The organism is Leeuwenhoekiella aestuarii (assembly GCF_004104055.1).
GTDB lineage: Bacteria > Bacteroidota > Bacteroidia > Flavobacteriales > Flavobacteriaceae > Leeuwenhoekiella > Leeuwenhoekiella aestuarii.
On sequence record NZ_QOVJ01000001.1, the window covers coordinates 1,143,112 to 1,156,667 of the forward strand.

Genomic DNA, 13,556 nt, shown 5'->3' on the forward strand with positions numbered 1-13,556 from the left:
CCTTTGGGAGTCTCTCCCCAAGGGAGAGAAGTAGATTATAAAAAAATAAAAATTATGCTTAGAAACTATATCAAAATCGCCTGGCGGAATTTAAAAGCAAACCGCTTGTTTACGGTGTTAAACATCATAGGACTGGTAGTGGGCTTATGCGTGTGTATTGTGCTTTTTTCGTTTGTAAATAGCGAACTCAGCTTTGATAAAATGTATTCGCACGCTCCGGATATTTACCGGGTAAATATGGAGACTTCTGAAGAATACAACTTTGAGACCTGGGCCGAACTACCCAACGCAGTAGGACCGGCGATGGTAAAAGATATTCCACAAGTCAAAAAGATGACCCGCCTTATCAAAGATGATTTTGGGGTGACGGCATCTTTAAAAATAGGGGACAAGAATTTTACTGAAGACAGACTTTACCTCGCCGATTCAGCCGTCTTTGAAATGTTTGACTTTAAGTTTATAGAAGGTGAGGCTGAAAATGCTTTTACAAACCCAAATTCTATTGTGATTTCTGAAGCTTCGAAGGAACGGTTTTTTGGAAAAAAATCAGCTTTGGGAGCATTCATAACGGTAAACAACCGGGATACACTTCAGGTTTCAGGAGTGTATAAAGACCTGCCCGAAAATAGTGTGATAGACTGTGATATGATCTATCATATTTTGGATTCCTGGATGGGTACTGATGTATATTGGAGCAATGCCAGTTATGAAACCTACGTACAGCTGCAGCCACAGGCTCAGGTTGCTCAGGTTGAAACTCAGGCTACCCAATTAATCGATACCTATGTGCCTAAAGAAGGACAGTATTTTACGCAGTTTTACCTGCAACCCCTTACAAAAATACACCTGTATTCGGCAGGTATACGCGATGGCTACGCAACCCGGTTGGGAAGCATCACGACTATAAGAAGTCTGATATTCCTGTCTGTTTTGGTCCTATTAATTGCCTGCATCAATTATATGAATCTGGCTACTGCAAATTCGAGAAAGCGTAGAAAGAGCATTGGGGTAAATAAAGTTTTGGGCGCTACTCAAAAGCATATGCTTGTGCTGTTTTATGTAGAGACAGCGATCCTGGCTTGTATAGCAGTGGTGTTGGCCTATGCACTTTCATTCCTGATATTACCATGGTTTCAAAGTTTTACCGGGAACGCTATGAATTTCGGGGATTTGTTGGCTCCGCCCATTTTAATTGGACTGGCTTTAATCTGGCTGGTCGTCACACTCTTTGCGGGCAGTTATCCTGCGCTATCGATGACCGGTATTTCGCCGCTTTCTCTGGTAAATAAATCCAGGAAAAAGCATACCGTTTCTGAATTTGTGCGAAAAGGACTTGTGGTTTTTCAGTTTGCGGCTTCTATCGTTCTCATTATTGCGGTTACGGTAATCATTCAGCAAATGGATTTTATAAAGAATAAAAATCTGGGTTACAATCCTGATGGAGTGGTGGCAGTTTCTGTAAAATCTGCCGAAAGTAAGCAGCAGATCAGAAATTTAGAACATGCTTTAAACCGAAAAACCTATGTTGAAGGTATTGCTGCTGTGCAATCCATACCCGGAGCTGATGAGAGCGGGAGGTCTGTACGCCGGTTAAGTACTGACCAAACTGGAATGCCCATTGCCAGTTGCCGCACCGAAGGTAACGTGGTTGAAACCTTAAAGTTGAAGCTTCTTGCAGGCGCTGAACTACCTCAAAACATTCCCGAGGGCGATTCGCTTGTTTATACTCTGATCAATGAAAAAATACTCAGCTATCTCAATTATAAATCTCCTGAAGATGCAATAGGAAAACCGGTAAATACAGAGTTGGGTGGGGAAGCGATCATCACCGGGGTCGTTGCGAATTTCAACTTCAACTCACTCAAAGAAGACAGCGGCGGATATATGTATTATAAAGCCAATGACGCTCCGGAAGGGATACGCACCTTGTTGATACGATACAATACTCCGAATTTGCAGCAATTGATCAAAGGTCTGGAACAAACCTTTAATGAAAATCTACCCAACACGGCTTTTGATTATGCCTTTGTAGACAAGCATGTGGCGCAGTTGTATGCTTCAGAAGAGCGTACGGCTCGTACCGCGACACTATTCTCGGTTTTGGCCATCTTCATTGCCTGTTTGGGGTTATTTGGCTTGGCGGCATTTATGGCAGAGCAACGCACCAAAGAGATCGGTGTACGTAAAGTATTAGGCGCGAGTGTTGCCGGGGTCACTGCACTGCTTTCCAAAGACTTTTTAAAACTGGTAGGTATTGCCTTTGTGCTGGCATCCCCTTTTGCATATTGGATTATGAGTGAATGGTTGCAGAATTTTAATTACCGCACCTCTATACATTTTTGGATTTTTGGACTTGCAGGGCTGGCAGCTGTACTCATAGCCTTTGTTACCGTAAGCTTTCAGGCGATCAAAGCCGCATTACAAAACCCTGTGAAATCCTTACGCACCGAATAACTCATCAATCAAAATCAATCAGCTATGCTCAGAAACTATATCAAAATCGCTTTAAGAAATTTGTGGAAAGACAAAAGCTTTACCCTGCTGAATGTTTTAGGGCTAAGCATTGCCTTTACGGCTTCGCTATTGCTGGGGATGTATGCCTTTTTTGATCTGTCTTACGATCAGTTTCACAAAAATAAAGAAGACCTTTTTCAGGTTTACTATGCAGAGCAGAAACCGGGAGGGCAGGAAGTGGCTACCTCGATGCCGGTGCCTTTTGCCCCTGCACTTCAGCAGGAATTACCTAACATTAAGCACATCTCGCGTTACATAAGCGATCACGCACTGAATTTGGAAGCAGGCAAAGAACTGGACCTGAATCTGATTTTTGTGGATCCAGACTTTTTCCAGATGTTTAGTTTTGAAACTGTTTTAGGGACAAAAGAAGTCCTGAAAGACAATGCCCAAATCAGCATTACCGAAGAAACGGCTCAAAAGCTATTTGGAAAAACAGAAGCACTTGGTGAAACACTCGATTTGCTTATCAATGGCCGCAGGGAGGTATTTACGGTAGGGAGTATTCTTAAAGATCCTCCGGTAACGAGTGGGCTTCGGTTTGATGTAGCAGTCAATTTTAGCCATTCCCCCAACTATACCGAAAATTTAGATCGCTGGGACTCGCGTAATCACAGTGTTTTTATCCAGTTGAACAAAGATGCTACCGCTTCCGATATCACCCAAAGCGCCGTATCGTTTACCGATCTGCATTATAAAGGAAACATCGAAGACCTCAAACGCGATGGGGCACAGCCCAACGCCAACGGAAATTATTTAGAACTTCATTTACTGCCCTTTAAAGACATTCATTTCGCAGATTTTAAGGGCCATTCTTTAAAAGTAAGTAGGGCGTATCCCTATATGATTTTGGGTATTGGTCTGCTCATTTTGTGTATTGCGGGGATCAATTTTGTCAACATGAGCATTGCCCGAAGTGCCCAGCGCCTTAGGGAAATCGGGATGCGCAAAACTTTGGGAGCTGCAAAGAAGCAATTGTTTTTTCAGTTTTGGAGCGAAAGCGTCTGGGTTTTTATGATCGCACTCCTGCTGGGGATTGGGATTAGTATGGCATTAGAGTCCTCTTTTCGCCAGCTCTTCAATACCCCGGCTACCCTAAGTCACTTAAGTTCGCCGGTTTTAATAGGCGTACTTGTCGGGTCGTTTGTAGTTATTACGTTTATCGCCGGGGGCTATCCGGCCCTGGTTCTGAGCAAATTGGGTACTCTAAAAGCTTTAAAAGGTAAACTCGATTTAGCGGGTAAAAACCGGGTGCGCAACACCTTGATGGTAGTGCAGTTTAGTATCGCAATCGTCCTGATTTCAGGGACCTTGGTTTTAGGGAAGCAGCTTGATTTTATGCGGAATAAGGACCTGGGATTCAATAAAAGTCAGGTGGTGGCCGTGCCTTTAAACGGAAAGCACGCAAACCGTCAGGATGTGGCTTTACTGCGCAACGAACTTGCCGGAAAACCGGGTATTCATTCAGTTACCGCTTCAGATAACAATCTGGGTCTGGGCAAAGACGGCAGCACCTACTTCAGCCGAATGGGTTTTGACTATAAAGGCCGTGGAGTCCATACCAATATGCTGGTTGTTGATTACGACTATCCCGAAACTTTAGGGCTTCATTTAAAAGAGGGGCGCACATTTAGCCGAAGTTATTCTGGCGATAGCCTGTCTATCGTAATCAATGAAGCGATGGCTCGCGAACTTCAGGAAAAAGACCCAGTAAACAAGCAGATTATTTTAGACGACTCCATCAAATACACGATTGTAGGCGTGCTGAAGGATTACAATTTTCAATCGCTGAACAAAAAAATTGAGCCCATAAGTCTGTTTATGAAAAGCGACTGGGACCTGTATTATGCCTTCGTTAAGGTAGCTCCCCAAAATATGGCACAGACTTTTGAAAGCATCGAGGATGCCTGGAAGCGTATTGAACCCAACGCCGAATTTCTGGGGTCTTTTTTAGATGAAAATATCGACCGCACCTTTAAACGCGAACGCACGATGACTACGATCATAACCAGCGGATCCCTTATTGCGATCATCCTGAGCTGCATCGGACTTTTTGCAATCTCGATGCTGGTGGTGACGCAACGTACTAAGGAAATTGGCGTGCGTAAAGTAGTAGGCGCCAGTGTCGCGCAAATCACAGTTTTGCTGACCAAAGACTTTGTAAAACTCGTAGGCATCGCCTTTGTGATTGCCGCACCGGTAGCCTGGTGGCTGTTGTCGCAGTGGCTGCAGGACTACGAGTATCGTATAGAATTGCAGCTTTGGATTTTTCTGGCTGCCGGCCTGCTGGCGGTTTTTATAGCTCTGGTAACCATAAGTTTCAGAACCATACGGGCAGCCCTGAAGAATCCGGTAGAATCATTACGAACTGAATAGCCCTCTCTGCCCTTTGGGCATCTCTCCCAGAGGGAGAGAAGTTGCAAACTAAAAACTAAAATTATGCTTAGAAACTATATCAAAATCGCCTGGCGGAATATCTGGAACAACAAGCTTTTTTCAGCCATAAATATCATCAGTCTTGCTATTGGTTTAAGCGCTGCTTTTGTGATAGGGCTTATGGTGTATTATGAGTTTACGTTTGATACCTTTCACCAGGATGGGGATCGTATGTATCGCGTTGTGACCGATTTTGAAACCCCTCAGGGTAATATGAAAAACGGAGGAGTAACGCCACCTATGCGGCTTGCAGTACGTGAAGAATTAACCGGAATTGAGCAATCGGCTTATTTTTTTAATTGGTGGATCAGTGAAAGTAAGGCTGCCTCCAGCAAACAGATTTTTAAAGATCCTGAGAAAATCATACTCACTCAGGCGAGTTATTTTGATCTTTTTCAATACAAGTGGATTGCCGGTTCTAAAGAAACTGCACTACAGAAACCCAATCAGGTGGTGCTTACCCGTAAACGTGCTTTAGAATACTTTCCCAACCTACCCTTAACAGCAGTAATGGGCCAGTCTATTGAGTATAATGCTGATATTCAGGCTGTCGTTTCCGGTATAGTTGAAGATTTTGACAAGCGCTCAGATTTCTTCTTTGATGAGTTTGTCTCTTTAGCAACCGCAAAGCAAACGGGAAGTAAAGATCAGATTCTAAGCGATAGCTGGGGGATGACCAATAATGCCTCGCAACTCTATATCAAGATTTCTGAGCATAGTACAGCAGCACAAATAAAGAGTCAGTTAGTAGCATTAAGTGAGCAGCACGTAGATGCTGATATGATAAAATATAATAATAAGCGCACATTTAATCTTCAGCCACTTGCAGATTTGCATTTTGATCAGGAGTATGGTGTTTACAATTATTCGCGGCCTGAAGCCAATAAGAATATATTGATCAGCCTTATTTTTATAGCAATCTTTTTGCTCCTTTTAGGAAGTATCAATTTCATCAATCTCAATACAGCCCAAGCGACGCAGCGTGCAAAAGAAATAGGTATTCGTAAAACTCTGGGAAGTTCAAAAAGACAGTTGATTATTCAGTTTCTGGGAGAAACCTTTTTGCTAACCTTGCTTGCAGCGCTGTCTTCGGTTATTTTATCAATCTTCGCTTTAAAGGTATTTGATGATTTCATCCCTAAAGGGGTTGATGCTACGCTTATGGCAAGTCCGTGGTTTGCCGGTCTGGTGCTTGGCCTTATTACGGTCCTCACGTTCTTATCCGGTTTTTATCCGGGGCTTGTTTTGTCTCGATTTAAACCATCTCGGGCACTTAAGGGTGAGCTTATAAGATCTGAAAATAAAGGTTCTTTACGCAAGGTATTAACCGTTTCGCAATTTGTAATTGCTCAGGTTTTTGTGATCGCCACCCTGCTGGTGAGCAAACAAATATACTTTATGATGCACAGCGATCTGGGTTTTAGAACAGATGCTGTTGCATACCTTCAAACCCCGTGGGAAGATCAGAAGGTCGATAAACGCCTCGTTTTAGAACAGGAAATCAGGGATTTACCAGGGGTTTCCAGGATTAGTTTAGGGGGAATGCCTCCGGCATCTCACAATATGGCTACCCGAATGGGAATTTACAAAACCAAAAATCAGGAAGTCATTCAGGAACTTCAGGTTCTCAACGGCGATGGCGATTATTTGGATGTTTACAGCATCGATATTTTGGCGGGAAGAAAACCGCTCAACGACACCATAGAAGAATATATCATCAATGAAACCGGAATGCAGGCTTTTGGTTTTCACAATCCCGAAGATATCGTAGGAAAGTATATTGAGCTGAACAGCAATAAACGACTGATTGTGGGAGTAATGAAGGATTTTAAGCAACGCTCACTCAAAACCGGAATAGTACCCTTAGTCCTTACGGGAGATACCGGTAGAGAACGCCGTACAAATTTCAGAACTGTGCATTTGGTATTGGGTGATAAAGCCTCCGGCTGGAGCGGAACACTCGCTCAGATTGAGCAGATTTACAAAAAAATATATCCGGGTGAAGATTTTAAAATGACTTTTTTAGATCAGACGATTGCCAACTTTTATGAGCAGGAGCAACGCATTGCAAGTTTGCTCAACTGGGCTACCGGATTATCGGTGTTGATTAGTTGTCTGGGGCTTCTGGGATTGGTTATTCATACTACAGAGCGACGTAATAAAGAAATAGGCGTTCGCAAGGTTTTGGGAGCATCTCTGGTACAACTCAACCTGTTGTTGTGTAGAGACTTTTTCAAGTTGGTGCTTTTAGGCTATCTCATTGCCATGCCTTTAGCCTGGTGGGGATTACACAATTGGCTTCAGGATTATGCCTACAAAACCGAAATGAGCTGGTGGGTTTTTGCCCTAAGCGGAATAGGAATGGTCGTGCTCGCTCTGGCAATAATGAGTTTTAAAACCTTAAGAACAGTCTTAAGAAACCCGGTAGAATCGTTACGAACTGAATAGCCCTCTCTACCCTTTGGGGCATCCCTGCCTTTGCCGGCAGGCAGGTCTCCCAAAGGGAGAGAAATAGGAAACTAAAAAACTAAAATTGTGATTAAAAATTATATCAAAATCGCCTGGCGGAATCTGCTTAAGAATAAGCTCTCCGGTATTATTACCACTGGTGGCCTGGCAATTGGGCTTACTGCGTGCACGCTTATTCTGTTTTATGTGGCACACGAGCGTAGCTATGATCGTTTTCACGCAGATTCTGATCGTATGTATACCGTAGAAGCTCAGGTAAACATGGGCGGCGATACGATCTATATGAATGCGATGAATGCAACCGTTGGGGCACTCACCGAAAATGCGAGTCCGGCGGTTGCCTCCAGCCTGCGTTTAAAGGATGAGTATAAGCCGGTAATCCTGACCAATACACAACAACCAGGCGTCCGGTTTTCTGAAAAGGATTTCAGCTATGCTGATGCTAATTTTTTTAATTTCTTTTCTTTTAAACTGCTTAAAGGCAGCAAAACAGAAGCTTTAGCCAAGCCTTATTCTCTGGTGCTAAGTCAGGATATGGCCAAAAAATATTTCGGAAATCAAAACCCGATAGGGGAGTCGATATCGGTACGGAAGGATAGTACCTATCTGTTTACGGTAACTGGAGTTATGGAGAATACACCCAGCAATTCCAGTATTCACCCCGACTTTGTGGCATCGCTAAGCAGTATGCCTACCATGAATGACTATAAGCGTGATTTTGATTCCGAAGTCTTTAGATTAGGTGCGTTTCCAACCTACTTAAAACTGAACAACGCATCCGATGTGAAGATGGTGGAAAAAACCATGCAGGAATTAAGTACTCAAGGCAATGCAGATGCTACAGATGTGTATAGTCTGAATTTACTAACTGATAAGCATTTAAACGGAAGAGACGCTTCAAATACCCGATACATTAGTATTTTTCCGTTAATAGCGGTGCTCATTTTAATACTGGCGTTAGTCAATTATCTGAGTTTATCAACTGCACGAGCTAGCTTGCGATCCAAGGAAATCGGCGTGCGTAAAGTAAATGGTGCGAGCAGGAAAAGTGTTGCTTTTCAATTTTATATAGAATCCACGCTTTATGTATTGCTTGCGTTTGTGGTTTCGGTAGCGCTTAGTGTGGTTCTAAAACCCTGGTTTTTTGGTATTCTGGGCATTGAGATTGATGCTGCCTTTTTTCTCAATCCCACCTTTTTAGGCATACTCGCCGGTTTGCTGGTCTTCACCATTCTGGTAACCGGTTTTTATCCTGCATTGGTGATGTCAGCATTTAATCCGGTTGAAAACCTCAGAAGCAGTCGTGTCTCAAAAATGGGAGGGGTGCGTTTGCGTAAGGTATGTACCACCGTGCAGTTTGTGATCGCGATAGCCCTTTTAGTGAGTGGGATTATCATTCATCAGCAGCTTGATTTTGTGCGGGGTGTTGATACCGGTCTAAATCGTTCTGACGTCGTGATGTTACCACTGCAGAAAACAATGGGCACCAATAGCACGCCTTTTAGAAACGAGATCGAAAAGCTTTCACAGATAACCAACACGGCAGTAACTCAATATCCTATTTACAAAGGCTACAATATGTTTTTTGTTTCTTCCGAACAAATGCCTGATGCTATAGGCCTGCCTATTTTTGCAGTAGATGACGACTTCTTTCAAACCCTGGATGTAAACTGGGAACTAAAACCGGAAGACGAACATTATTATTCTAAAAGCGACCAGGTAGTCATTAACGAGGCGGCCATCAGCAAATTTAAACTGGGATCTAATCCTATAGGAGAAAGCCTGCTTTTCGGAAACAGCAAAAGGGAAATTATAGGAGTAGTTAAAGATTTCCATTTTGAAAACCTGGACGCTCCTATAAATGCGTTGGCCTTGTTTGTGAATTCAAAAACCCAAGCAACCACAGACATTCTGGGTAAAAGCGGAGGCTGTCTGTTTGTACGCTTTCAGCCGGATAGCGATGTATCCCAATTGCTGTCTCAAATGGAAGCCATTTATACCCAATACGATTCTGCTACTCCGTTTGAATATCAGTTTCTGGATGATGCCTTTGATGCGATGTTTCGCTCAGAAGAGCGGCTGTCACAGGTTTTTAATCTCTTTATCATCCTCGCCATGCTAATCGCGGGACTCGGACTTTTTGCCCTTGCAACCTTTAGCGCGCAGCAGCGAGTCAAAGAACTGGGGGTGCGTAAGGTTTTGGGAGCATCTGTGATACAGCTTACTACTTTGCTCTCTTTTGATTTTTTGAAATTGATATTTTTGGCTATTCTCATCGCATCGCCGCTGGCATGGTATTTTATGCATCTGTGGCTTCAGGACTTTAATTATAAAACCACCATACACTGGTGGGTCTTTTTAGGCGCTGGTACAGGGGCTATGGCTCTTGCGATTTTAACGGTCAGCTTTCAGGCGATTAAAGCCGCACTTGCAAACCCCGTAAAATCATTACGAACTGAATAGAAATAGGAATTAAAATATCAATAGTAATAACAATAAAACTAAATCATGCTTTTACAACTCAATCATATTTACAAATGGGTCAAACAAGGCGGGAAACGCGTCTTTTTACTAAATGATATCAGCCTTGATGTGGAAGAAGGCGAGTTTATCTCCATAATGGGACCTTCGGGATCGGGTAAATCGACCTTGCTTAACGTCATCGGGATGCTAGACGAATTTCAGGAAGGCGAGTATATTTTTAATGAGGAGCCGGTACACAGTTTAAAAGAAAAGCAACGTGCAAAACTCTATAAAGAATACATCGGTTTTGTATTTCAGGCGTATCATTTGATCGATGAGTTAACCGTTTATGAAAACATCGAAACTCCACTTTTGTACAAGAATATCAAGTCTTCAGAACGAAAGGCGCTGGTCGCAGATATGCTGGACCGGTTCAACATCGTAGGCAAAAAAGATTTGTTTCCGGCGCAATTGAGTGGCGGGCAGCAACAACTGGTGGGCATCGCTCGGGCATTGATCGCTAAGCCTAAACTCATTCTGGCAGACGAACCTACCGGAAACCTCAATTCGAAACAAGGCGAAGAAATTATGGAGCTTTTTAAAGAATTAAATCAGGAAGGGGTGACCATCATTCAGGCAACACACTCTGAGTCTAATGCGGCGTATGGCAATCGCATCATTCACCTGCTCGACGGAAGCAAACAGCATCAGGCTTCTAACTAAAATCTAATAAAGCGCCCACAAAGAGGAATCATCAACCTGGGCGCTTTTAATATTCAATTTATTTATCATCAATCAAAAGCATTATGAAAATTCCGTTTATAGGTCTGCTAACGGCCTGCTTAATTCATATCTGTAGTATACAGGCACAAGAAACACAAGCCACACTCACACTAGAAGATTGTATCGAGATCGCTTTAGAGCAAAACTTCAGCGTAAAACGTGCGGAGCTCAATGCGCAGGGCGAAAACATTCAGTATAAACAAAGCCGAAACGCGCTTTTACCGCGGGTTAATGCCGATTACAATTATGGGGTAAGCAACGGCCGAAGCATTGACCCGTTTACCAATGCCTATGTAACTGAACAGCTCAATTTTTCAAATGCCGGACTTAGCCTTAGTGCTACAGTTTTTAACGGGTTTAGACTGCTTAACAGCTTGAAGCAAAGCAATCTGAATAAAGCTGCTGCCGGGATGGAAGTGGAAGAAGCCCGCCAAAACCGGATGCTTGATGTTACGCTGAGTTTTTTGCAGGTTTTAAATGCCCGCGAACTCGTAAAACTGGCGGAAACGCGTTTGCTAACGACTCAGGAACAGCTTAAACGTCTTGAGAAACTCAACGAAGAAGAGACCGGCAATCCTTCTGATTTTTACGATTTGCAGGGACAACTGACCACAGATCAAAATGCCATAACCGATGCCACTAACAGTTTGAACAACGCCCTTGAAGACCTGAAGTTTTTGCTGAATACCGATGCGGAAATTGAAGCAGAAAATCTGGTTCTGATAACTGAATTTGAAAACCAGCAACTGTCTGCTGATGGCATCTACGAGCAGGCCCTGCAAAGTCTTGCAGCTATAAAGGCTCGTGAACTAAGGCTTGAGGCTACGGCCAAAGGAGTTGCGGTTGCACGCTCGCAATACATCCCCGAGATCAGCCTGTTTGCCAACCTGAATACCAACTACTCCAGCGCCGCCCGTTTGTTTGAAGAAACGGGAAATCAACTTATTGAGACGGCCGATTTTGTGAGCATTTCGGGAACCGATTATAGTGTGTTTACAGAAGAAACGCAGTTTGAATCTCGCGGCATCTCGTATACCGATCAGTTAAATAACAACCTCAATTCTACAGTAGGAGTATCGGTGAGCATCCCGTTGTTTAACGGGTTTCGGGCAAAGAACAATGTACAACTACAAAAGGTTGAGCAGAGTCGGGCTGAGGTTGCTCTGGCTGAAACCAAACGTGCGCTGAAGCAAAACATCGCACAGGCTTATAACGATTGGGATGCTGCGGCGACCAACTATGAGTTGCTCCAGGAGCAGGTCGAGGCTTATGAAAAGTCATTTGCCATCAATGAGGCGCGCTTCAACCTGGGTGTGGCTACCAGTGTGGAATACATTACTAGCAAAAACCGACTGGACAACGCCCGTATCAATTTAACCAATACCCACTACACCTATCTTTTGCGCGATAAAGTGCTGGAGTTTTATCAGGGGAATGCAATTCGGTAAGGAGTTTTCTTGCTTCAGTTTTTGCGGAATACCGTAAATGGCCTCTGTGTTAATGAGATATATTTACGCAAAAAAGAGCATAAAATATAGTTAGTTAATACTTTAAGTAAGAATGGGAATATTACTTATACCTTTGATATTTATTCTTTTTTTGATCCATTCTAAAGTCAAATTTCTGAAGCTAAGAGAAGGTAGTAAAAAGCTACTTGCGACAGTAGTTGAATACAGGAAAGAAAGAGGACCTATGAGAAATGATTATACGCTGTTAAATTACCCTTATGTGCGAATTTCTACAGAAGATTTGTATTATGTGAAGCAAAAACTCAAGTATGCCAACAACTGGGATAGGCCATTTGAAATAGGGCAGGAAGTTGAGGTGTTTTGGTGCGGCTCTGATTTACTGTATTGGAATGCCTACGAAACAACGTTCTTCAAATATTTGCCGAGCAAGTGGAGTTTTTGGAGGTAGTTACTAGATTGGTCAAATACATAATGCGTTATGCAAGTGTACTTAATGATATTCCCAAACATGTTCTACACGAGTATCATTTTGGAAAAAGTAGCTAGGTAATAATGTGAATTGAATTTTAAAAGTCTGATAGTTCAAAAATGGAGAGGAAGTTTTGAATTTGGACAAAAAGGAACAAGTGTAATACTGTAACAGAAGAACAAAGAGATTATATTAAATGCTTGCGGAATTGTCTATAATGTTTAAAAAGACTCCCATCTGGTCTTACTTAAGTAAAATCTTTCATCAGGTTGAGATATTTTCTTAACCAGTGCTTAGAATTAGTTGTTTTTGCATAATTATTTCACGGTTATATCAGCATTGAGTCGGATATCAGATTATCAAACAGGGCATTCCTAACTATTTTAAGGCTGGTCCATTCAAATTTAATTTTGAGCAGATAATACAGTTTATGAGCACCCGAACTTGGAATTTGTTAGCACAATTTTTAAAATCAGTGGCTTGATCCCAGTAAGTTTGCAGGCCCTTGTCTTTGCTCGCTTTTCTGCTTGATAGCCACCCTGTATACGTATGCCAGAAATCTGTAACAACGCGATAGGCTTAGTTGGTGTTCTTGCCGGATTCGTTTGAATGAATAGAAATGCTGTATTGCTGATCTGGGATATCGATCATCGTATTGAGAATTTTATTCTTGAGCATCTCATCTGATAACTTTTTTTCTAACCTCTTGATTTTTTGAGCCTGTGTTTCTTTCATTTTGTTGCAGATAAGCCTCGACTTGTGTTCATTCCATTCTAAGGTACCGTGTTTTCGTAACCAGATCAAAACAGTACTCCTTTCTGATTACCATAAGCTTTTTAGGTTTGCTTGTAAGTCATATTGCCCTTTCCCACTTGAGATACTAGAGCTAATTTAAAGCCTAAATCGTAATCTCGTTGAGTACTATTCTTATTAGGTTTTTCTGAATATTTCAC

The 13,556-nt window shown here is 42.5% G+C and carries 8 protein-coding genes and 1 pseudogene; 7 read left to right on the forward strand and 2 right to left on the reverse strand.

The window, feature by feature from the left end; translation table 11 throughout:
- Window positions 1–54: 54 nt before the first annotated feature.
- From DSM03_RS05075 to DSM03_RS05105, 7 genes are all read left to right on the forward strand, one after another.
- Window positions 55–2,454, forward strand: coding sequence for an ABC transporter permease (locus DSM03_RS05075; protein ID WP_128759907.1), 2,400 nt, complete (start codon window positions 55–57; stop codon window positions 2,452–2,454).
- A 24-nt stretch (window positions 2,455–2,478) separates the two neighbouring features.
- Window positions 2,479–4,890 carry an ABC transporter permease gene (locus DSM03_RS05080; RefSeq protein ID WP_128759908.1) on the forward strand — a complete coding sequence of 804 codons (2,412 nt, stop codon included), beginning with the start codon at window positions 2,479–2,481 and terminating at the stop codon, window positions 4,888–4,890.
- A 63-nt stretch (window positions 4,891–4,953) separates the two neighbouring features.
- A complete protein-coding gene (locus DSM03_RS05085; RefSeq protein WP_128759909.1) occupies window positions 4,954–7,398 on the forward strand; it encodes an ABC transporter permease in 2,445 nt (814 codons plus the stop codon).
- A gap of 87 nt (window positions 7,399–7,485) precedes the next feature.
- The gene (locus DSM03_RS05090) at window positions 7,486–9,882 is read left to right on the forward strand and encodes an ABC transporter permease (protein WP_128759910.1); all 2,397 of its coding nucleotides are present in this window, start codon (window positions 7,486–7,488) and stop codon (window positions 9,880–9,882) included.
- Between the two features lie 45 nt (window positions 9,883–9,927).
- A complete protein-coding gene (locus tag DSM03_RS05095; RefSeq protein ID WP_128759911.1) occupies window positions 9,928–10,605 on the forward strand; it encodes an ABC transporter ATP-binding protein in 678 nt (225 codons plus the stop codon).
- An 83-nt stretch (window positions 10,606–10,688) separates the two neighbouring features.
- Window positions 10,689–12,113, forward strand: a complete 1,425-nt coding sequence (locus DSM03_RS05100; protein WP_128759912.1) for a TolC family protein — start codon at window positions 10,689–10,691, stop codon at window positions 12,111–12,113.
- Between the two features lie 244 nt (window positions 12,114–12,357).
- On the forward strand, window positions 12,358–12,582 hold the full coding sequence (locus tag DSM03_RS05105; protein ID WP_128759913.1) for a hypothetical protein: 225 nt from the start codon (window positions 12,358–12,360) through the stop codon (window positions 12,580–12,582).
- Window positions 12,583–13,182: 600 nt separating this feature from the next.
- On the opposite strand, the gene DSM03_RS18960 is transcribed toward DSM03_RS05105, so the two are convergent.
- Window positions 13,183–13,338, reverse strand: coding sequence for a hypothetical protein (locus DSM03_RS18960; protein ID WP_161567052.1), 156 nt, complete (start codon window positions 13,336–13,338; stop codon window positions 13,183–13,185).
- 38 nt (window positions 13,339–13,376) lie between these two features.
- Window positions 13,377–13,556 (reverse strand): annotated as a pseudogene (locus DSM03_RS19290) (IS3 family transposase); the annotation flags it as partial.

Bases quoted from the DNA above. Each gene is read 5' to 3' on its own strand.
- DSM03_RS05105 (WP_128759913.1), top strand. From the start codon at position 12,358: ATGAGAAATGATTATACGCTGTTAAATTACCCTTATGTGCGAATTTCT.
- DSM03_RS05085 (WP_128759909.1), top strand. From the start codon at position 4,954: ATGCTTAGAAACTATATCAAAATCGCCTGGCGGAATATCTGGAACAAC.
- DSM03_RS18960 (WP_161567052.1), bottom strand. From the start codon at position 13,338: ATGAAAGAAACACAGGCTCAAAAAATCAAGAGGTTAGAAAAAAAGTTA.
- DSM03_RS05095 (WP_128759911.1), top strand. From the start codon at position 9,928: ATGCTTTTACAACTCAATCATATTTACAAATGGGTCAAACAAGGCGGG.
- DSM03_RS05080 (WP_128759908.1), top strand. From the start codon at position 2,479: ATGCTCAGAAACTATATCAAAATCGCTTTAAGAAATTTGTGGAAAGAC.
- DSM03_RS05100 (WP_128759912.1), top strand. From the start codon at position 10,689: ATGAAAATTCCGTTTATAGGTCTGCTAACGGCCTGCTTAATTCATATC.
- DSM03_RS05075 (WP_128759907.1), top strand. From the start codon at position 55: ATGCTTAGAAACTATATCAAAATCGCCTGGCGGAATTTAAAAGCAAAC.